The sequence below is a fragment of the Pseudovibrio sp. M1P-2-3 genome, from assembly GCF_031501865.1.
Taxonomy (GTDB): Bacteria; Pseudomonadota; Alphaproteobacteria; order Rhizobiales; family Stappiaceae; genus Pseudovibrio; species Pseudovibrio corallicola.
Genome location: NZ_JARRCW010000001.1, coordinates 2,610,405 through 2,631,733, shown reverse-complemented (window position 1 = coordinate 2,631,733; position 21,329 = coordinate 2,610,405). Strand labels below are relative to the sequence as shown.

Below are 21,329 nucleotides of genomic sequence, written 5' to 3'. Positions count from 1 at the left end.
TCAAAGAACCCTTTAATTTAACAAGTTTAGTATAAATATGTGCGGTAGGGGTGAAGGTCAATGCTTTCCCTAGGGCGGACATGAAAAGGAACGGATATGGCGGTTACTCTTGGCTACGGGGCTCAACCTCGTGCAGCATACGCAGTTGATCCGCAAAACTCTCGTGGCCGTTTGTTTCAAGAGGAGGGGAGCCCGACACGTACCCCATACCAGCGCGACAGGGATCGAATCATTCATTCCACAGCTTTTCGGCGTCTTAAGCATAAAACTCAGGTTTTTGTATACCACGAAGGCGATCACTATCGTACGCGCCTGACACATACATTGGAAGTCGCCCAGATAGCTCGCTCTTTAGCCAGAGCGTTGCGACTTGATGAAGATCTTGCTGAGTGTTTGGCATTGGCCCATGACTTAGGGCATACTCCGTTCGGTCATGAAGGAGAAGATGTTCTTGACGCCTGTATGCAAGCCTATGGTGGCTTTGATCATAACGCGCAATCCCTTCGTATTGTGACCGAATTAGAGTGTCGATACGCGGAGTTCGATGGTCTGAACCTCACCTGGGAGACGCTTGAGGGGCTCGCAAAACACAATGGGCCTTTGACTGACAAGCAAGGGCGAGCGCTTGGGAAATTTGCAGGTAAGGACTTGCCGTTTGCATTGGAAACCTATGCAAAACAACAGGATTTACAGTTGTGGAGTTGGCCGAGTTCGGAGGCTCAAGTTGCAGCTATCGCTGATGACATTGCTTATGATGCCCATGATATCGATGATGGACTTCGTGCAGGACTTTTAAATTTTGAAGATATGCGATCAGTTCCGTTTCTTCGACAGATTTTGGAGGAAATTGATCAACGTTACCCAAACTTGGAGGACGGACGGCGTGTACATGAGGTAGTCCGTCGCTGTATTACGAATATGGTTGTAGATGTGATCGAGGAGTCAGTAAGACGGCTGGAAACACTCGCGCCATATAATTGTGGGGATATTCGGCGCTCGAATAAAGCCGTAGTGTCCTTCAGTTCTGATATGTCCGTTAGAGAGCGGGAATTAAAAGAGTTTTTGTTTGCCAACCTTTATAGACACCCAAATGTCTTGGCTGTGCGTAAGGATGTTGCGCAAATAATACAAGATTTGTTCTCTACGTACTTTAAATCCCCTAGTTTGATGCCTGGTCCTTGGAATGAAGGTCTTGAAAATAAAGGTGAAACGTTTAAAGCTCGCCGTGTTTGTGATTTTATTGCTGGCATGACAGACCGATATGCCATTGATGAGCACAGGCGTTTATTTGACGATACGCCCGAATTGAGGTAGTGCCGCCAAACACAAACAAGAGGTTTGCATTTGCCATTACGGGCCAAGAAGGCATGGCGAATGCGTTAAAATGATAGTCAGGCTGTAAACAATGAACATCTTTGCAGATTTTGCTAAAAGGGTCCAAGTGGTGATAGAGGGAGCAATCCTCTCTCCAGCAGGCGGAGAGTTGGACTTCTCCCGCGTGACTGTTGAACCACCCCGAGATAGCGCGCACGGTGATCTGGCGACGAATGCTGCAATGGTTCTGGCAAAACAGCTTAAAATGAAGCCACGGGATCTTGCCGAGAAAATTTCCGCAGGTCTAAGTCATGATAAAGACGTGGATGCGGTGGAAGTTGCAGGACCGGGTTTCATTAATATTCGGGTGAAACCTGCCGTATGGCACAAAGTTCTGGCAAATGTTGTTGAAAGCGGAAACCAATTTGGTGGCTCCGATGTGGGTAAGGGTACGAAAGTCAATGTGGAATACGTTTCTGCCAACCCTACAGGACCATTGCATGTAGGGCATACGCGCGGCGCAGTATTTGGAGATGCGCTGGCAAACCTTTTGGACTTTGTTGGCTATGACGTAACGCGAGAATACATCATTAACGATGCTGGCTCGCAGATTGATACTCTCGCACGTTCCGTTTACTTGCGTTATTGCGAAGCACTTGGTGAGAATATAGGTAAGATTCCCGAAGGACTTTATCCTGGAGAATACCTTATTCCTGTTGCTAAAGCGCTGGTAGAAGAGAAGGGAGATATTCTCAAGTCAATGCCTGAGGTTGAACGGCATGAGTTTTTAAGAGCTTATGCTGTTGATAAGATGATGGACTTGGTACGGGAAGATCTTACTGAGCTCAACGTGACACATGATGTGTTCTTTTCAGAAAGAACCATGCATGGTCAGGGTAACTCCATTGAGAAAACTCTGGAGGACTTGCGAAATCGTAACTTGGTGTATGAGGGAACACTTCCTCCACCCAAGGGTGAACTGCCAGACGATTGGGAAGACAGGGAGCAGACATTGTTCCGGTCCTCTGATTATGGCGATGATATAGATCGCCCATTGGTCAAGTCCGATGGAAGCTATACCTACTTTGCTGCCGATGTTGCTTACATGCGCGACAAAATCGAACGTGACTTTAAACAGATAATATTTGTTTTGGGTGCAGACCACGCTGGTTATGTAAAACGCCTTGAAGCTGTAGGAGACGCTGTCTCTGGTGGTACAGTAGATGTTATCGTACGCCTGTGCCAACTTGTGAAACTCTTCAAGGGTGGTGAACCCTTCAAAATGTCCAAGCGTTCAGGAAATTTTGTCACTCTCAGAGATGTTGTAGATGCTGTGGGTGTTGATGCTGTTCGTTTTATGATGCTGTACCGGAAAAATGATGCGCACTTGGATTTCGACTTCGAGAAAGTAACCGAGCAATCCAAAGATAATCCTGTATTTTATGTGCAGTACGGTCATGCTCGCTGTAAGTCGGTTTTACGTCAAGCAGAAGTAGAAGTTGCGGATCTGAAACTTTCTCCTTCAGATCTAGAGAAGGCAGATTTGTCACTATTGGAGGACGCTGGTGAACTGGCCTTGATCGCAAAGCTTGCGCAGTGGCCACGTATTGTAAAGGGCGCTGGGGAAACACACGAGCCGCACCGGATAGCATTTTATTTGTATGAGCTTGCCAGCTCACTTCATGGACATTGGTCTCGGGGCAAGGAAAAGCCTCAATTACGGTTTATTAATGATAAAAAGCCACAATTGAGTGAAGCAAGGCTTGCGCTTGTTTATGCGGTTTCGCAGGTTCTCGCATCCGGCCTGAATATTTTGGGCGTGGAAGCTCCTGACGAAATGCGATAGTGCAAGTCTAGATTGAAGAGTAATGATTTATCAGGGAGTCGCCGGGGCAATGAGGCGATCCCTGAATTGAGGAAAGATTGCGCTGCTATGTCCAAACGTGCCAACTATCCAATGTCAGGCGGTACAGAAACTGCGAAAAGGCTGCACAGTACTGAGCCGCAGGATTGGGCATCCGATGAAGACCCATTGGTTGAACTAGCGAGAATTGTTGGTGAAACAACCAACAATTATCGAGGGGAAGTGCCTCAAGCTCAAACCCCGCAAGAGCCAGTAGAACTTGATCACGTTGTGCCAGAGGATGAAATGGCAAAGCCATTCGTGCCGGACCTCTCTGAATTGCTCCCAAATCCATATGATGATGTCGAGAATCAACAGACAGGTATAGCCAATGTCGCGGATACTCCATCTCGTAGAGTTTCGCTTCCCCAGTCTGTGGGAAACGGTGCTGACTTGGCCACGGCAATCAGCGATACTCTGTCTTCGGAAACAATGAAAGAACCGGTCAGTCAGCCGCACTCTGAATTGGTACCTGAATGGGACGTTCAATCGCATCAGGTAGAATTAACTCGAAGTGAAAGTAGACGGGCTTTGCCAAAAGAACCCGACTATGTGAGTGATCTCCCGCCAGTACCTGCGCTGGTTAAGCATGAAAACTCAGAAGAGTTACCGTCTGAATTACAAAGAACTGAAGATTTTGGTAGTTTGGAACTAGAACTGGGCCAAAATCTAGCGGCAGCTCTGGAAGAGCAACCTCCGGCAATAAAGAGTTCGCTTGAGGAACAGGAAAAGAAGTCCGAGCGTAATACGGATTTTTCTGGGTTTCAGCCGCAAGTGACATCGACTACAGAGAGAGAGAGCGTTCCTCCAAGCGCAGCTATGCAAGCAAGCTTCCCGAATGATACGGGAAGAGAGGCTATGATACGGCCTTCGTTGGAAACGCAAAAACCTCAGAGCATCAGTGAGTTTATTCCTGATTTTGGGGCGCTCGCAGAGGTCATGCCTGAAAATAAGCATATTGCTTCTGAAAGTACTTATAAAACACCAGTAAGTGATGTGCGGGTACCTCAAGCCCCCGTAAGTTCTCATACTAGAAACTTTGAAGAAGATATAGAGCGCGAACTGCTGGCTGAAATTGAAGCCTCTCACTTTTCTCCATCAAGCTCAAACGAGGGGAGAGCGAGTGCTTCCCAACAAAAAACGTTTGCAGAGGAACTTGCTGAACTTGAAAAGAGAATGCGTCCGAGCGAGGAGGTTCAAGTTGCGGTTGAGCCGGAATTAAGAACGGACTTCATATCTGAGGAGCAACTTCTCGCTGATATTGGGGGAGTTGAGGGAGAGGACATACCTACAGATTTGCGGGATACACAGCATCGTACAGAACCTGAAACACCTTTAATAGATGAAATGAGCTGGCCGGCTGCCGCAGATTTGATCTCAATGGAGGAAGAGCAGGAAGGCGATAATGAGGCTCGCAATGATTTGCTGGAGCAAGAAAAGTCCTACAACTCCAGTAGTTATGATCTAGATGCAGTTGCAAATGCCATGCGCGATGGTGACGAAGAGCTCGGCAGCGCTAATGGTACTGTTTCATCTGACTCGCTTGAGCAAATTCCGGTTGTTAATCAAGGCAGTGAACAAGAGCAGGAAACCTTGGAAAGGACAGGAAGATCTGGACTTCGCAAGGCCCTTCTGGCTGCTGCGTCTCTTCTTGTTGTTGGAGGTGTTGCTGCTGGCGGCTATATTTATTTGGATTTAGGGCAGGAAGCCACCACACAAGGCCCCGCTCGCGTTATACGGGCCGATACTTCCCCTATGAAGGAAGTGCCGACTATAGAAATCAAGTCCGATAGTAGCCAAAAACAGATACTCACGGCAGAGGAAAGCGCAGCTGGCCCTGAAGGCGAGATTATGCTGCCACGGGATATGGCGCAAGTAAAACCGCTTCCACCAGCTCCTGCCGAGCTCGATACGGCAGGTTCAAGCGGGCCGCTTATAATTAGCCGAGCTAAGAAGGTTCGGACAGTGATTGTGAAGCCGGATGGAACCATAGTCTCTAGAAATGAGGCACCAGCTGCGACACTAGAAGAGAGTAGTACGGAATTAGCTTCTTTATTACCATCTTCGCAAGAGGGACAATTGGAAGGGACTGTGTCAGCAGTACCTGTAATTGAGAGTGCAAGCCAAGTGCCAAGCCTTGCCCTTTCTTCACCGACTGAGCAAAGCGCCGAAAGCGGAATAGTTACAACACCGTCCACGCCGACCAGTGTGGCGGACTCTCGTGAGAGTGCATCAAGTGTTCCAGTTTTTATTGCCAAAACTCCAGTTGGAAAACCGGATAGCTTTTTTGTGGATACGTCTGCTGTTTCTTCTCTTCCAACTGGGCAGAGAGCATCAGTACCGACGCTCATACAGCAATCTAACCGTACTCATGTAAGCACTACCAGACAAAATGGTTCCAATGCTTCCCAAGGCTCATTAGCTAGCGGTGGTTATATCGTGCAGGTTTCTTCTGTTCGCTCTGAAGAGATGGCAGAAAATGAAATTCGCGCCCTACAAAGGAAGCATCCTCAGCTGATGCGTTCTGTAGATCCTGCAATTATTCGCGCAGACTTGGGGGATCGTGGAATTTTCTATCGTGTTCGAATGAGGTTTGCAGAAGCTTATGAAGCGAACACGTTTTGTGACACTTTGAAAAATGCTGGAAGCGACTGCTTTGTTCGCAGAGATTAATAAGCAAATAAGAATTGCCCCTTTCTTTGGAAGGGATAATTGAAGCCATGTCTATCAAAGCCTTTATATGTGGCTGTGAAGGTACACAGCTAAATGCAGATGAGCGCGAGTTCTTGTACTCATATAAGCCTGCAGGGCTTATTTTATTTTCCCGTAATGTGGAAAGCAAAGAGCAGCTCAAGAGACTTTGTGCTGATTTTAGAAAGGCCGTAGGCCGACTGGATGCACCTGTTCTTGTGGATCAGGAAGGTGGGCGTGTTCAAAGGCTAAAACCGCCCGTTTGGGAAAAGTACCCACCTGCGGGATTATATGGAAAACTATTTGAGTATGATCAAGACCTTGCAAAAAGAGGAGCATTCCTTGGTGCCTACCTCATAGGTAGGGATTTGGCGGAAGTTGGGATTTCTATGAATTGCCTGCCCGTCCTTGACGTTCCGATTAAAGGTGCCAGCAATGTTATTGGTGATCGCGCTTATTCTGACCTGCCGGAGACCATTTCTACGTTGGGGAATGAGGTTATTCGCGGCTCACTTGCTGCGGGAATAACTCCTGTTATGAAGCATATGCCAGGGCATGGCAAAGCACTGGTTGATAGTCATGAGCACTTGCCTATTGTCGAGGCAACTCGCTCCGAGCTGGAAAAAAGTGATTTTATCCCTTTTACTCGTTTGAATAATTGCCCATTCGCTATGACTGCGCATATTGTATATAAATCACTGGACTCCGAAAGACCTGCCACGCAGTCAAAAACCATAATCTCCGAAGTAATTCGAGGTTATCTTGGCTTTGAAGGGTGTTTGATGAGTGATGATGTGTCAATGAAAGCATTAGGGTCAAACATGAAAGATCGTGTTGGGAAATTGTTTGATGCCGGTTGTGATCTTGCTCTCCATTGTAATGGAAATATGGGGGAGATGCAGGCCGTTGCGGAGGCTTCTCCAGAGCTAACTGGTCAGTCTCTTCAGCGTTTTCAAGCGGGTATTAAATCCGACAATAGTACTCCTGCTATGGAGCTTGATGTGTTATTCAATGAATATAACAATATCCTTTCAGTAGCAAAGAGCTACTCTTCTTGAGCAATGTAATGGCTGCCCATTTCCCTGACATAGAGTCCGCACAAGGTGGTGTGGATGAGGAAATGGAACTACATGTCAATGTCGATGGGTTTGAAGGGCCTCTAGATCTCTTGTTGGCCTTGGCGCAGAAGCAAAAAGTTGACCTAATAAATATATCAATACTTGCACTAGTTGAGCAATATCTGAGCTTTATTGCGCAGATGCGACGCTTGAGGCTGGAGGTCGCCGCAGATTACTTGGTCATGGCATCGTGGCTAACATATTTGAAATCCCGATTGCTTATACCACAATACGAAGAGGCCGATGAACCCTCAGGAGATGAACTGGCAGAGATTCTCGCCCTCCGATTGAAAAAGCTTGAAGCTATGCGACAAGCGGCAGATGCCTTGTTTCAAAAAAAACGGTTGGGCAAGGATTTTTTTGCACGGGGGGCTCCTGAAACGGTTTCCACACTAAAGAGAACTGTCTGGCAAGCCTCTCTCTATGATGTTTTGATGGGCTATGCTTCGCAAAGGCAACGTTCCGACGTACCGTCAGTAGAAATAAAAAAAAGAGATGTTTTATCTCTTCAAGAAGCCCGTGAAATATTAGAACGCCTTCTTGGTTCTGTTGCAGGTTGGGCACCGATAGAAAACTTCTTGAAGGAATATGGTGCAAGTCGTCAGACACGGGCGACAGTAGTCGCATCGACACTTTCTGCAAGTTTGGAGATGGCAAAGGAGGGGAAGCTGGAAATTCAACAGACGCAACCTTTTGGTCAAATATTACTCCGTACTCGTGATAGAGAATACACTCCATAGTAGGCAATTGAACACGGAATTGCGATGTCAAAATGCTAGACCTGAATTCTGAAAAAGAACTTGTTCGTGCTGTTGAAGCTCTACTGTTTGCTGCAAGTGAGCCGTTAAGTCAGGCTGAGCTGGCTGAGCGGTTGACTATCCCCTCTAAGCAACTAAAGAAAGTACTCCTTGAGTTACAGATCTTCTATGAAGAGCGTGGTGTTCAGCTCGTCAGAATGGAAGACCATTGGGCATTTCGTACTGCCGATGACTTAAGTCATCTTATGCAGAAAAACGTGACTGAGATGAGACGTCTTTCTCGAGCAGCAATGGAAACGCTTGCTATAATCGCGTTCCACCAGCCAGTAACGCGTACGGAAATCGAGGATATTAGAGGCGTTTCTACTTCTAAAGGAACGCTTGATCTTTTGCTTCAAACTGGCTGGGTAAAACTTAAAGGAAGACGTAAAGTACCAGGCCGCCCGGTCACTTATGGTACTACGCTTGAATTTCTTGATCATTTCGGGTTAGAGAGCATTGACGATCTTCCAGGAGTGGAGGAAATGAAAGGGGCGGGTTTGCTCGATCACGGCATTTCCACCGGATCCCGCGTTTCCTTTGGGCTGGATTATGGTGCGCTGCATGTAAATGAAGAGGAGGGGGCTTTGTGAAGGACTACACCCCAAACGGTATAGATGAGGCTGCTGCTAGTTTGTATGTCGTTGGTGTGGATGTGGTTACACATAGAGCCCGTATACTAAAATTACTGACCCCGAAAACATGACAAAAAAATATGGACAAAGCACACCCCGCTTAAAGTTTGACAATATTTACCACTCTTATGGAGGGTTAAGTGCGGTTGAAGGAGTGTCGTTAAGCGTTGCTGCAGGCGAAGTTCTGTGTTTGCTGGGGCACTCCGGGTGTGGCAAGACAACTTTACTACGGATTGCAGCCGGTGTTGTAAAAGGGAAGTCTGGAGCGGTTTCCATTAATGGACGTGTCGTCTGTGATGGCAATATAAGCCTTCCCCCTGAACAGCGCGGGATCGGCTTAATGTTTCAAGACTATGCCTTATTTCCCCATCTATCTATTTTAGACAATGTATTGTTTGGGTTGTCCCACTTGGAACGTGCAGAAGCCGGACGGGTGGGTATCGACGCATTGGAGAAAGTTGGGCTCGAAAGGCATATCGACAGCTTTCCCCATAACTTATCTGGCGGGGAACAACAACGCGTGGCTCTAGCTCGGGCAATGGCTCCTAAGCCGCATACTTTGTTAATGGATGAGCCCTTTTCCGGGTTGGACAGCAGACTACGCGACAATGTGCGCCACGCAACCCTTTCTGCTATTCGGGCTCAAGGTGCCTCTGCTATTGTTGTAACACATGATCCTGAGGAAGCCCTTCTGGTTGGTGATCGCATTGCCTTGATGCGCCAAGGGCGCGTGGTTCAGGAAGGTGCTCCAGAAGCCATTTATTTTCATCCGCGCGATTTGTTTACAGCACGATTCTTCTCTCCACTAAATGAGGTTTCTGCCATAGCGCATAAGGAATATATCGATTGCGGCTTTTGGAAAATTCCTAAAAATGACAGGTGGCAGTGTATGGTTGGCTCCGTAACGGTATGTATCCGCCCGCATCACTTGGAAATTAATACAGATAATCCAATAGGTAAGGGCGTTATTAAGGAACGGCGACTGGCAGGGGATATGGACCTTCTCACAGTAGAAATGGAAGGGACGGAGCAAGCTCTACGAGTGCGTACACCAAAAATTTTAAAATATTTAGTAGGGGACGAAGTGTCAATTAGCATTAATCCCTCCGATCTTTTTGTGTTTAATCAGGAATCTTAACATCATATCGTGGTACTGAGATGTTAAGGAATAGGTGTGCCCATATTTAGTCAATGCGGCAGGCCTTGGTCATACGTGCCACAACAGGAGTTCAACGCATGGGTTCAATTGGAATTTGGCAAATCGTTATTATTGCGGTTGTTATAGTTTTACTTTTCGGTCGTGGAAAAATCTCCGATTTGATGGGTGATGTTGCGAAAGGCATCAATAGCTTCAAAAAAGGGTTGAAGGAAGAACCTGCTTCAGAAGGCGAAAAAAAGGATGATGATGCGAAAGTGATCGATCATAAGCCTGCTGATGTTATGTCTTCCCAAAAGACAGCTGAGAAAAGTGAAAAGTAGTTCTGACCTGTTGTCTCTATTTCAATAGTTTGTACAGAGGGAGCAGAAGCTCCCTCCTGATAACGGGTGATGGTCAATTCAATGGCGGGATGAATGTTTGATATATCTTGGACTGAGCTTCTTTTAGTTGCTGTTGTTGCGATCATTGTGGTCGGGCCAAAGGAGTTGCCAGGAATGCTGCGTACTCTGGGGCGGACTATTAGCAGTGTACGTAAAATGGCCGGAGAGTTTCAATCCACGTTTAATGAGGCAATAAAAGAAGCGGAGCAACAGGTTGGAATCGACGAAATGCGCCGACAAGCTGACGCTGCGCAGAACTTTGACCCTCTTGGAGATTTGAAGAAATCTTTGGCAGAGGAGCAGAGCGGTCTGCAAAAAGCAATGGATAGCTCTGATGAGGTGAGTACAAGTTCTTCTCAGTCCAAAGATCAAGAAAAGCCTGTGTCCCTACTGAAAGAACCGGCCAAACATGACAGTTCTAAGCAAAAGCCTTCATTAGACAAAACCGATTTGCCTAGCAGTACCGCCTTGAAAGAAGGCACCCAGAAGTCTCGCGGAGTTCAAGACTGATGAGCGATAATGAAATTGAAGAATCCAGAGCTCCGTTAATCGACCATTTAATCGAGTTGCGAGCAAGGCTGGTCAAGTCGGTTATCGCCCTTGCGGTGTGCTTTGTTGTTTGTTTTATCTTTGCTTCGGATGTTTTTAACATCCTTATCTGGCCCTATGAGCGGGCAGGGGGAGAAGGAAAGACAATCGAGCTGATTTTTACTGCGCCACAAGAGTATTTCTTTACGCAAATGAAACTGGCACTGTTTGGGGCATTGTTTATTTCATTTCCAGTGGTCGCCAATCAGATCTATATGTTTGTTGCGCCCGGCCTTTACAAACATGAACGCAAAGCGTTTCTTCCATATTTAGTAGCAACTCCAATTTTGTTTTTGATGGGGGCTGCACTTGTCTATTTTCTCGTAATGCCAATGGCAATGGGATTTTTCCTGTCCATGGAACAAGAGGGAGGCAACGGGCAGGCTGCAATTCACCTTCTACCTCGCGTGAGTGAATATCTCAGCTTGATTATGGTGCTAATTTTTGCCTTTGGGCTGGTATTTCAGTTGCCTGTCGTTCTTACCCTACTCGGTAGGGCGGGCATAGTAAGCGCGGACGCTCTTAAGTTGAAGCGAAAATATGCAGTTGTGGGTGCATTCGCCGCTGCTGCAATTTTAACACCCCCAGACCCAATTTCTCAGATCGGTCTTGCACTTCCCACTTTGCTTCTCTACGAAGTCTCCATCTATTGTGTTCGGCTTGTGGAGCAAAAGCGGGCATTAAGTGAAGGTACAGAGGCTGAGGAAGCTTCAAATTAATATCTCTCTTAGTATCGCTGGGTTCCAAGGCCCTTAAATTATGACTTGCTGGGATTCAGTATAATGCTCGATATCAGATGGATTCGTGACAATCAGGAGAGCTTTGATAAAGCTCTCGCCAAGCGTGGTGTAGAGCCGCATGCAGCGGCTCTTGTAAAGCTGGACGATGCACGTCGCTCTCATGTCACTAAACTTCAAGAAGCTCAGCAACGTCGCAACTCGGCATCCAAGGAAATAGGCAAGGCGAAAGCCAGCGGTGATGAGGACGGGGCGCAAGCGCTGATGAAGGAAGTCGCCGAAATCAAAGCCTTTATCCAAAATGGAGAAGAAGAAGAGCGCCGTTTAAGTGCTGCATTGGAAGAAGCACTGTGCGTTATCCCCAACTTGCCTCTGGATGATGTTCCCGAGGGCGAGGATGAGAATGATAACGTTCTACTTCATGTCTACGGTGAAAAGCCTGAGATGGCATTTGAACCTAAGGAGCACTTCGAACTTGGTAAGGACTTGAAGCAGATGGACTTTGAGGCAGCTGCTAAACTGTCAGGGTCTCGTTTTGTGGTTCTTAAAGACAAAATTGCCCGTCTAGAGCGTGCTCTGGGTCAGTTCATGATTGATATGCACACAGATGAGCATGGGTACACAGAAGTATCTCCTCCATTATTGGTTCGTGATGATGCAATGCATGGAACGGGTCAGCTTCCTAAGTTTTCAGAGGAATCGTTCAAAACACGAGAAGGTCACTGGCTTATTCCAACCGCAGAAGTTCCTCTTACAAACCTTGTCGCAGGTGAAATTGTTGAGGAAAGCCAGCTACCAATCCGTATGACAGGGCTAACATATTGCTTCCGTTCAGAAGCAGGTTCTGCTGGCCGTGATGTGGCTGGAATGCTTCGCCAACACCAGTTCCAGAAATGTGAAATGGTATCCATTACGGATGAGGATAACTCACTTGCTGAGCTTGAACGCATGCGTGAATGCGCTGAAAATGTTCTCAAGAAGTTAAACCTACATTTTAGAACAATGACTTTGTGTGCTGGGGATATGGGATTTGGTGCCCGTAAAACCTATGATATTGAAGTATGGTTGCCCGGGCAAAATAGCTATCGCGAAATTTCTTCTTGTTCAGTTTGTGGCGAGTTCCAGGGGCGCCGAATGAATGCACGTTATAGAATTGAGGGTGAAAAGAGCCTGAAATTCGTGCACACTCTCAACGGGTCAGGTCTTGCTGTTGGGCGTTGCCTCATTGCGGTTTTAGAAAATTATCAGAATGAGGATGGTTCTATTACAGTTCCTGAGGCCCTTCGTTCTTATATGGGTGGACTAGAGGTTCTTAAATAGTATGCGTATCCTGATCACGAATGATGATGGCATTCACGCAGAGGGTATTGAAGTTCTTGAGCGTATTGCCCGCACAATCTCTGATGATGTGTGGATTGTTGCTCCGGAAACGGACCAGAGTGGAGTCGCACACTCATTAACTCTCAACGACCCTTTGCGTTTGCGAAAGGTAAGTGAGAAGCGCTATGCCTTGCGCGGAACGCCTACAGATTGCGTGATTATGGGTATTCGCAGCCTAATGGATACACCGCCCGATCTGGTGCTTTCCGGCATCAATAAAGGCTGTAATATTGCAGATGATGTAACCTACTCTGGAACAGTCGCAGGTGCTATGGAAGGGACATTGTTGGGAGTGCGCTCAATTGCGCTTTCCCAGCACTACAGATGGGGCGTAGATGAAGGTCCTGACTACTCTACAGCGGAAGCTCATGGCTCGGGTGTTTTGCGTGAGCTGCTCAAATTTGACTTGCCGGAGGGTGTTTTGCTGAATGTGAACTTTCCAGCGGTTGCAGCTGATATGGTTCGTGGTATGCGCGTGGTGTCGCAAGGCCAGCGTGGAACAGATGCGATGTACGTGGATTCGCGTAAGGATGGCCGTGGAAATCCTTATCATTGGCTAGCGTTTACTGATAAGCCGCCCAAAGCGGATGAAGGGACGGATATTCTCGCTCTCAAGGAGGGGTATATCTCGGTAACACCGCTTCATTTGAATCTAACGGCGCGAGAAGTTATCTCTGACTTGGAAAGCGCACTGAGTTGACTTTATTCTGCCCTTTTGCACAGGTTTGTAAAAGGGCAGGAACATTCTTACTTTGCAGGGCACAGAATGATGGATGCTTTAGTCGATCAGTATGAAAGTGAAGAGACGCAAGAGCGCACTGCTCGTGCAGGGTGGATAATGGGACTTCGTACAGCCGGCGTGCTTGATCGCAATGTGCTAAAAGCTCTGGAAAATGTCCCGCGAAAGCTATTTCTAAATGCCTCCCAGCAAAGGTATCTTTATGAAGACCGCGCCTTTCCTATTGATTGCGGGCAGATGAGTACAGCCCCTTCAACAATCGGGAAAACTGCTGCATTTTTGAAGTTAGGTAACAATCATAGTCTTTTGGAAATTGGAACGGGCTCTGGCTACCAGACAGCGGTACTTTCTTGCATTGCAGGATCGATTTTGAGCATGGAGCGGTACAAGTCCCTTGTTTTGCTCGCACGGGACCGTGTGGACGCCTGTAAGCTTTCTAATGTCAAGATTGTTCAGGGAGATGGTCTTAGCCAAATGCCTTCCTTTGAAGATGATGATACGATTTATGATCGTATTTTGCTCAATGGGGCTGTGGAGCGCGTACCTGATTTTCTATTTGGGCGGCTTTCTTATGGCGGGCGTTTAATCGCACCAATAAAAGATGAGGAGCATATGTGCAGTTTGATTGCCTATGAGAAAGAGGGGGAGAATTTGCAGGAGGAGCACTTGGGTAAATTTCGGTTTATTTCCTTAACTCCGGGCACAGCTGTTAAACTTTAGACAGAGTTGAATGTTGTTTTTAAGTAATTATCAATCTTCTTCTTGATATTTTATACTCCAATACCCTTGTATTTCGGGTCGGGCTCCATGGTACGTCATAGAAAACTTTTTGAATCTAGCAGTCTTAATGTGATTTGTAGCGCCGTCGTGGTTAGTGCTCTAACAGCGTGTAGCTCTGATCTAAATCGCTTTGGTGAAACCAATGACCCGTATGGTCATAGGACTGTTCTGTATGCTGACAATACCCTTGAGCAAAATTCAAGCTCAGAACCTGCTGTAAAACTTCCTCCCAGAGCAACAATGGATGAAAGTACGCAGTTGAGTTACGCCCCTGTTGAAAGAACAGCGTTGAATCCTCTCGCAGGAGATAGAGTTCCGGCGCGTCTCACTAAATCGCCTCAACAGAATTCCGGCTGGACCTCTGTTGGAGGCCAGACTGTGCGGGTTGGGCCGGAAGAGAACGTTTATACTCTCTCCTATAAATATAACGTGCCTGTTGATGCTTTAATGATGGTGAACAGGGTAACAGTTCCGTCCGCAATTCAACCAAATGATACGATAGTCATTCCAGTGCGAGCAGAGCCTAAGGCGCCTGTTTATAACGCAAATTCCGAGGGGAGGGTCGTTCGAAATGCACCACATATCCCCAAAACAGCGTCAGCACCGCTCCAAGCTCAAATTTTGCCAGAACAAACCAAAAGTAGCGCGAATGAAGTTGACGTTGCTGTTGTAACCTTACCGCCAGCACCTATTGGCGGTGCTCGGCCAATTGTTACTGACAGTATACCCCAAACAACACCGGTTTATGTTCGCCCAGCAGCAGTACAGACGAAGCAACTGCCAGTTTATGACGGACTGAGGCAAAATGCTGTTCGCATTACTCCCAGCGCCAAACCGAAAAAACAGGTCTCGCTAGGCACACAGCAACTTGCCTTTGTTAGCCTGCTGCCGCAGCCAAAGAGTATCTCCTATGATACCAGTCCAATTATAGCAGTGCCTGTTTCTGAAGTAACTCAAACTACGGCCCCAACTCCACTGGCAACGCACAGTACTCCTGAAGTTATCGTTACTGAGAAACCTCAAAGCGAGACTGTAAAAGAGGTTGTAGTTGCCTCAATCGAACCTAAAGCTCCTATCTTGGCTCAAGAAGCTAAGAAAAGTGAAGATTTGAATACCACTAATACCTCCAAAGGGGAGAAGTACTTCCGCTGGCCGGTGAGGGGCCGGATCATATCTGAGTTTGGACCCAAACCTGGAGGATCGAAGAATGATGGTATTAATCTTGCGGTTCCAGAAGGTACACAAGTCAAAGCCGTGGAAGCAGGGTCGATCGTTTATGCTGGAAATGAGCTGAAGGGCTTTGGAAACCTGATCTTAATTCGACATGCAGATGGGTGGGTATCTGCTTATGCCCACAACAAGGATCTTTCTGTCCGGCGTGGTGATATTGTTAAGAGGGGGCAGGTAATTGCCACGACCGGAGCAACTGGCTCGGTAACTCAGCCACAATTGCACTTTGAGTTACGGAAGGATAATCGTCCGGTCGATCCAATGTTGCATCTGCCGCAGTCTTAGCGAGTTAGAGCGCTGGGCGTGAATGAAAATGAACGCAGCGCGCTTTAATTAATCAGTAGATGGTTCCCAAACATTTGTTAAAGTTTTACTTCCAAGCGACCAGCAAGGTCCTGAATAAACTGCCATGCCACGCGCCCTGAACGTGAACCGCGGGTAATTGACCACTCTAACGCTTCCTGTTTCAGGGCGGATGCATCATAGTCTAGGCCAAAATGGTTGGCGTAAGTGGAGACCATTTGGAGATAATCTTCCTGTGAACAGTTATGAAAACCAATCCATAGGCCAAAACGGTCTGAAAGGGAGATTTTTTCCTCAATAGCCTCTGAGGGATGAATGGCGGTTGAGCGTTCATTTTCGATCATGTCACGTGGAATAAGGTGACGTCGATTTGATGTCGCATAGAATAGGACATTCTCTGGTCGCCCTTCAATTCCGCCTTCCAACGCGGCTTTCAGGCTTTTGTAACTACTATCTTCACCATCGAAAGACAGGTCATCGCAAAAAACTATAAACCGATAGGGTGATGAGCGAAGAAGGTCCATGAGAATTGGAAGGTCCTCAATATCCTCACGGTGAATTTCCACCAGCTTTAAAAGCTGGTTAGTGGAAGAGCACGAGAGTGTTTGATTTATATGGGTATGGCACGCTTTAATTAGGGAGGATTTCCCCATGCCTCTGGCGCCCCAAAGTAAAACATTATTAGCTGAATATCCGTTTGCAAAGCGCGTGGTGTTGGCTAAAAGCTGCGTTTTGCAGTGCTCTACTGCACATAAGAGGTCAATAGGAGTTTGATTAACATTTGGAATGCTTTTCAGAGAATGATCTGATTTCATCCACAAAAAGGCATTGCATTCGGAAAATATTGGAGCCTTGGGTTTAGTGGGTAAAGCCAGTATTGCTAAATCCACCAGTTTATTCAGCTTTGTAATAAGCTCTTTAAACGTTTTATCTGATTGCAAGGGGCTGGTCATTGATACCTTCATACCTAAATAACAGTTGACTGTAGAGCTGTTGACCAGAGATTGTAGTTATTCGACTATGCAGATCAAGGGGATTACGCCTCTGTCTTTTTCAAGACACTTGGGGAAAGTGTTTGTATTGACGGCAATCCCTTGAAAACGGTGGGATGACTTGTATAGTCCAGCGCCAAGCCACGGTTTTAAGGTTGAACAGGTGTTTCACCCGATTATTGGCCTAAATTGCCCATGCTGTAAATTCCAGAAGGGGCTCAAGGAGAACTAAATGTTTATCACACCTGCGTTCGCGCAATCTGCTGCTGGAAGCAGTGACCCGACTACAATGGTTATGCAGTTTTTGCCATTTGTCCTGATTTTTGTGATCATGTGGTTTTTAATCATCCGTCCACAACGTCAGCGGGCGAAGAGCCATCAAGAGATGGTTAATAATGTTCGCCGCGGCGATACTGTTGTCACCTCAGGTGGACTAATTGGTAAAGTTTCCAAAGTCGTAGACGAGAGTGAAGTGCAGGTTGAAATTTCAGAGGGCACTCGCATTCGCCTCGTACGCTCCATGATTCAAGAAGTCAGGTCTAAAACTGAACCTGTAAAAGAAGGCAAGTAAGCTTTTATTTTAACTTTCTTACATCTGCTCGCGTAGAGAATACTTTTCCACGCGGGTAGATCTGAAATGGGCAGAGCAACTATGCTGTATTTTGCACGTTGGAAGATCATCCTGATCTCCCTCGTAGTTTTAAGTGGTGTGCTAGCAACACTTCCAAACTTCTTTCCCCAATCCGTTGTCCAATCTTGGCCGGACTGGTTACCTAAGAAACAAGTGGTTCTAGGGTTGGACCTTCAAGGCGGTGCTTATCTGCTGTATGAGATTGATGAGGCAGATTACAAGAACAAGCAGTTACGTACGTTGACAGGCAGCGTTCGTAATGCGTTGCGTGACAAGCCTCGCATTGGGTATACGGGGCTTAGTGCCAAAGGGGATAGCGTTCAGGTTCGCATTCGTGATGCTGCCCGTATTGATGAAGCGCAACAGCGTCTTTCTGGTTTGCTTAATCCGCTAAATACGGGAGTTTTTGCTGGGCAGCCCGTTAATGAGTATCAACTGGAAGACTTGGGAGACGGACTTTTCCGCTTCACATTCACAGAGGATGGCTTAAATCAGCGCCTTTCATCCGTTGTAAAACAATCTATCGAAGTGATCCGACGCCGCGTGGACGAGCTCGGAACGACAGAGCCTAGTATCCAACGGCAAGGCAGTGATCGGATTTTGGTGGAGGCTCCAGGTGAAAGTAATCCTCAAAGACTCAAAGATCTAATCGGGCAGACAGCTCAGTTGACGTTCCATTTGGTTGACTATGCTATGTCTCCCACGCAAGCACTCCAAAGTAGGCCACCGGCAGGAACGGAAGTGGTTTATGGCACGGACGGTCAAACACCCTATTTACTGGATTCTACACCTTTGCTAACTGGAGAAGACCTTCAGGATGCTCAGGTAAGCTTTGACCAGCGCACAAATGAACCGGTGGTGAGCTTTCGCTTTAATACGGCAGGAGCAAGGACTTTTGCTGATGTCACGCGGAAAAATGTAAACAAGCAATTTGCAATTGTTTTGGATAATGAGGTTATTACAGCACCCTCTATTAATGAGCCAATTACTGGCGGCTCAGGTCAAATATCGGGAAACTTTACAGTTCAATCAGCCGATGATCTTGCCGTTCTCATGCGTGCCGGTGCCTTACCTGCCCGTTTGAATGTATTGGAGGAGCGGTCTATTGGTCCGGGTCTCGGTCAAGATTCAATTGATGCCGGTAAGTTTGCCTCCGTAGTTGCTGCAGTTCTAGTTATTATCTTCATGATTGCCGCTTATGGCAGCTTTGGCGTGATTGCAAACCTCGCTCTAATAACAAACGTGTTTTTGTTGTTTGGGGCGCTGACGACATTGCAGGCAACCCTCACACTTCCAGGTATTGCTGGGATTGTTCTAACTATTGGTATGGCTGTTGATGCCAATGTTTTGATTTTCGAACGAATTCGTGAAGAAAAGCGGGCAGGGCGTTCTGCAATTGGTGCCATCGACGCTGGCTACAGCCGGGCACTGGGGACAATCCTTGATGCAAATATCACTACATTGATTGTAGCTGTTATTTTGTTCATGATTGGTTCTGGCCCTGTAAAAGGCTTCGCAGTGACCTTGATGATCGGTATCTTCTCTACTGTTTTCTCGGCATTTACGGTTTCCCGTTTCTTGATTTCAGTTTGGGTGCGCCGTCGTAAAATGACACAACTACCGATTTAATCCGGAGAGGCTACGATGAAACTTCTAAGACTTGTTCCGGAGAAAACTAACTTCCGGTTTATGAAATGGCGACGGATAACTTTTCCCGCAGCTGTTGTAATGGCCATTGCAGCTGTTGCTATGTTCTTCACAATTGGACTGAATTTTGGTGTCGATTTTGAAGGTGGAACCTTAATCGAAATTAAAACAACGAATGGTCCCGCCGATATCTCACAGATTCGAGCGGACCTAAGTCAGTTGGACTTGGGAGACGTTCAAGTTCAAGAATTTGGAAATCCTTCTGATGTTCTTATTCGTATAGAACAGCAGGGTGAAGGTGGCGGTCAAGAACAACTGGTTCTTGATAAAGTGAAATCTGTACTGTCAGATAATGTTGAGATACGGCGTACGGAAGTTGTTGGACCCAGAGTGTCTGGTGAGTTAGCGGTTTCTGGAGTAACGGCAGTAGTGTCGTCACTCGTTCTCATAATGTTTTACATCTGGTTTCGCTTCGAATGGCAGTTTGCTTTGGGTGCCATCATCACCACGTTTAACGATATTTTGCTGACAGCTGGTCTATTTGTGATCCTGCAATTAGACTTCTCGTTATCCAGTATAGCTGCAGTGCTGACGATCATCGGTTATTCATTGAATGATACGGTGGTGGTTTATGATCGCATTCGTGAAAATATGCGCCGCTATAAAAAGATGACTTTGGAAGATCTGCTTGATCGTTCGATCAACGAGACATTGTCCCGTACAACAATGACGTCTTTCACTACCTTGCTGGCACTCTTTGCGCTAGCGATATTCGGCGGTGAAGTTATCAGGTCGTTTGTCTTGGCGATGATCTTTGGTGTGGTCATTGGAACTTACTCCTCCATCTTCTTAGCAGCTCCTTTGCTGTTGCTGATGCGTTTGCGCCGTTCTGCATTCGATAAGTCGTCGGAAAATGGGGACCATAAACAAGGCGGGGCGGCCGCTTAAGAGGTCGCATAACGAGGATGTAAAAGTGGCAAAGCGTGGCCAGAAAACTATTATAAGAGATGCTCACTTCCCACAAAGAGCTCCAATTGAAGCCTATGGAAATGGCGGGTTTCGCTTTGCCGATATGTCGCACAGGGGATCCCTGATCTGTGTACCCGACGGTATGCATGGATGGGACCTTGTGTCTTCAACAGACTTCAATTTGGATTGTTTTCAGCAGGTTCTGGACCAAAGTGATGAGATTGAAATTCTCATCATTGGAACAGGTACGAGTTTAGTGCCGTTGCCCGATGAAATTCGTAGTGTTTTCCGTGAACATGGCATCATGGCTGATGTTATGGCGACAGGCCATGCCGTACGTACTTTCAATGTTCTACTTGATGAAAACCGGGCAGTTGCAGCTGCTATTCTTGCAGTTGAATAAGTCACCCATTTAATTTGGAAGAAACTATGAGCGATAATAGCGCTTATTGCAGGGAGCAGGTAACTAAAATTGATCGTGATCGCTACCTGAGCTGTTTGTATGCGCCTGAAGACAAAAGGCGAGGGTTATTTGCACTCTACGCGTTTAACTTGGAAATTTCCCGCATTCGAGAAATGGTGAAGGATCCTCTCCCAGGAGAGGTTCGATTGCAATGGTGGCTGGATGCTATTTCGGGGCAAAGTCACGGGAGCGTGCAGGATAACCCTGTCGCAGCTGAGCTTATTTATGCAATTAATCAATTTGGGTTACCCGCAACCGCGCTGGAGTCCATGATCAAAGCGCGGCAGTTCGACCTCTACAACGATCCCATGCCGTCACTAGCGGATTTGGAGGGGTATACTGGAGAAACGCAGTCTCTCCTTATGCAAATGGCAGTTATCATTCTTGTAGGGTATGAGCGGGCGTCAAACTATAGTGAAGCCTGCGGGCATGGAGGAGTTTCCAACGGCATTACAGATCTTCTTGTCTCCCTGCCCTGGCAAGCCAGTCGCCGCCAGCAGTTTATTCCGATGGATGTAATGCGTCGGAACAATGTTGATCAGGAACGTCTGTTTAGTGGCGATTATAATGAGCGTTTGGAATCTGCCGTTGCAGAGATGGTGGAGCATGCCGAGTTTCATCAGAACAAAGCCTTTAAATCCTTGAGCGGAAATGTAGGAGAGGTGGCTCCGGCATTCCTACCGATGATGCTGAACCAGCAATACTGGAAGCGGTTTAGGAGGCCTAAAAATGGGAAGTTGCATCCTATTCACCCTCTGCCCGAATTGAAGCGACAGTGGGCTATGTGGAATGCAGCCCGGCTTTTGTCACGTAAGGAGGTGACAAGAGTACTTAAGTAAGACGGGCCTTTGAAAACTGGTATCAGCTTTGGGG

At 46.9% G+C, this 21,329-nt stretch carries 20 protein-coding genes; 19 read left to right on the top strand and 1 reads right to left on the bottom strand.

The genetic code is table 11. The annotated features are described in order from the left end of the window. Nucleotides 1-96: 96 nt before the first annotated feature. The 14 genes from P6574_RS11405 (at nucleotide 97) to P6574_RS11340 (ending at nucleotide 15,736) form a co-directional block, all read left to right on the top strand. On the top strand, nucleotides 97-1,314 hold the full coding sequence (locus P6574_RS11405) for a deoxyguanosinetriphosphate triphosphohydrolase (protein WP_310620404.1): 1,218 nt from the start codon (nucleotides 97-99) through the stop codon (nucleotides 1,312-1,314). Between the two features lie 91 nt (nucleotides 1,315-1,405). Further along, a complete protein-coding gene (gene argS / locus P6574_RS11400; RefSeq protein ID WP_310620403.1) occupies nucleotides 1,406-3,160 on the top strand; it encodes an arginine--tRNA ligase in 1,755 nt (584 codons plus the stop codon). Between the two features lie 87 nt (nucleotides 3,161-3,247). Further along, nucleotides 3,248-5,890 carry an SPOR domain-containing protein gene (locus P6574_RS11395; RefSeq protein WP_310620402.1) on the top strand — a complete coding sequence of 881 codons (2,643 nt, stop codon included), beginning with the start codon at nucleotides 3,248-3,250 and terminating at the stop codon, nucleotides 5,888-5,890. Between the two features lie 14 nt (nucleotides 5,891-5,904). Next, entirely contained in the window at nucleotides 5,905-6,966 is a 1,062-nt protein-coding gene (nagZ, locus tag P6574_RS11390) for a beta-N-acetylhexosaminidase (protein ID WP_310620401.1), read from the top strand. After that, the gene (locus tag P6574_RS11385) at nucleotides 6,963-7,766 is read left to right on the top strand and encodes a segregation and condensation protein A (RefSeq protein WP_310620400.1); all 804 of its coding nucleotides are present in this window, start codon (nucleotides 6,963-6,965) and stop codon (nucleotides 7,764-7,766) included. Before nagZ ends, P6574_RS11385 begins: the two co-directional genes overlap by 4 nt. Nucleotides 7,767-7,798: 32 nt before the next feature. Beyond that, complete coding sequence (gene scpB / locus P6574_RS11380) at nucleotides 7,799-8,416, top strand: SMC-Scp complex subunit ScpB (RefSeq protein ID WP_310620399.1); 618 nt, start codon at nucleotides 7,799-7,801, stop codon at nucleotides 8,414-8,416. Nucleotides 8,417-8,525: 109 nt separating this feature from the next. Then, nucleotides 8,526-9,596, top strand: a complete 1,071-nt coding sequence (locus P6574_RS11375; RefSeq protein WP_310620398.1) for an ABC transporter ATP-binding protein — start codon at nucleotides 8,526-8,528, stop codon at nucleotides 9,594-9,596. Nucleotides 9,597-9,694: 98 nt separating this feature from the next. Continuing rightward, nucleotides 9,695-9,937 (top strand): twin-arginine translocase TatA/TatE family subunit, encoded by a 243-nt coding sequence (locus P6574_RS11370; RefSeq protein WP_310620397.1) that lies wholly within the window; start codon nucleotides 9,695-9,697, stop codon nucleotides 9,935-9,937. Between the two features lie 93 nt (nucleotides 9,938-10,030). After that, entirely contained in the window at nucleotides 10,031-10,507 is a 477-nt protein-coding gene (gene tatB / locus P6574_RS11365; RefSeq protein WP_310620396.1) for a Sec-independent protein translocase protein TatB, read from the top strand. Beyond that, a complete protein-coding gene (gene tatC / locus P6574_RS11360; RefSeq protein ID WP_310620395.1) occupies nucleotides 10,507-11,304 on the top strand; it encodes a twin-arginine translocase subunit TatC in 798 nt (265 codons plus the stop codon). Before tatB ends, tatC begins: the two co-directional genes overlap by 1 nt. A gap of 63 nt (nucleotides 11,305-11,367) precedes the next feature. After that, nucleotides 11,368-12,642, top strand: a complete 1,275-nt coding sequence (serS, locus tag P6574_RS11355; RefSeq protein ID WP_310620394.1) for a serine--tRNA ligase — start codon at nucleotides 11,368-11,370, stop codon at nucleotides 12,640-12,642. A gap of 1 nt (nucleotide 12,643) precedes the next feature. Further along, entirely contained in the window at nucleotides 12,644-13,402 is a 759-nt protein-coding gene (gene surE, locus P6574_RS11350) for a 5'/3'-nucleotidase SurE (protein WP_310620393.1), read from the top strand. A gap of 66 nt (nucleotides 13,403-13,468) precedes the next feature. After that, nucleotides 13,469-14,161: a protein-L-isoaspartate O-methyltransferase family protein gene (locus P6574_RS11345; protein ID WP_310620392.1), complete on the top strand. Its 693-nt coding sequence runs from the start codon at nucleotides 13,469-13,471 to the stop codon at nucleotides 14,159-14,161. 300 nt (nucleotides 14,162-14,461) lie between these two features. Further along, nucleotides 14,462-15,736 (top strand): peptidoglycan DD-metalloendopeptidase family protein, encoded by a 1,275-nt coding sequence (locus tag P6574_RS11340; protein ID WP_310620391.1) that lies wholly within the window; start codon nucleotides 14,462-14,464, stop codon nucleotides 15,734-15,736. Nucleotides 15,737-15,813: 77 nt separating this feature from the next. Here the strand turns inward: P6574_RS11340 and P6574_RS11335 are convergent, their stop codons facing one another. Next, entirely contained in the window at nucleotides 15,814-16,707 is an 894-nt protein-coding gene (locus P6574_RS11335) for an ATP-binding protein (RefSeq protein WP_310620390.1), read from the bottom strand. 271 nt (nucleotides 16,708-16,978) lie between these two features. Between P6574_RS11335 and yajC the strand changes: the two genes are divergently transcribed. The 5 genes from yajC to P6574_RS11310 all read left to right on the top strand — a co-directional run bounded on the left by yajC (nucleotide 16,979) and on the right by P6574_RS11310 (nucleotide 21,295). Beyond that, nucleotides 16,979-17,317 carry a preprotein translocase subunit YajC gene (gene yajC / locus P6574_RS11330; protein WP_310620389.1) on the top strand — a complete coding sequence of 113 codons (339 nt, stop codon included), beginning with the start codon at nucleotides 16,979-16,981 and terminating at the stop codon, nucleotides 17,315-17,317. Between the two features lie 81 nt (nucleotides 17,318-17,398). Continuing rightward, a complete protein-coding gene (gene secD / locus P6574_RS11325; RefSeq protein WP_310620388.1) occupies nucleotides 17,399-19,006 on the top strand; it encodes a protein translocase subunit SecD in 1,608 nt (535 codons plus the stop codon). 15 nt (nucleotides 19,007-19,021) lie between these two features. Next, complete coding sequence (gene secF, locus P6574_RS11320) at nucleotides 19,022-19,972, top strand: protein translocase subunit SecF (protein WP_310620387.1); 951 nt, start codon at nucleotides 19,022-19,024, stop codon at nucleotides 19,970-19,972. A gap of 25 nt (nucleotides 19,973-19,997) precedes the next feature. Beyond that, on the top strand, nucleotides 19,998-20,396 hold the full coding sequence (locus P6574_RS11315; protein WP_310620386.1) for an Mth938-like domain-containing protein: 399 nt from the start codon (nucleotides 19,998-20,000) through the stop codon (nucleotides 20,394-20,396). A gap of 26 nt (nucleotides 20,397-20,422) precedes the next feature. Continuing rightward, on the top strand, nucleotides 20,423-21,295 hold the full coding sequence (locus tag P6574_RS11310; protein ID WP_310620385.1) for a phytoene/squalene synthase family protein: 873 nt from the start codon (nucleotides 20,423-20,425) through the stop codon (nucleotides 21,293-21,295). Nucleotides 21,296-21,329 lie beyond the last annotated feature (34 nt).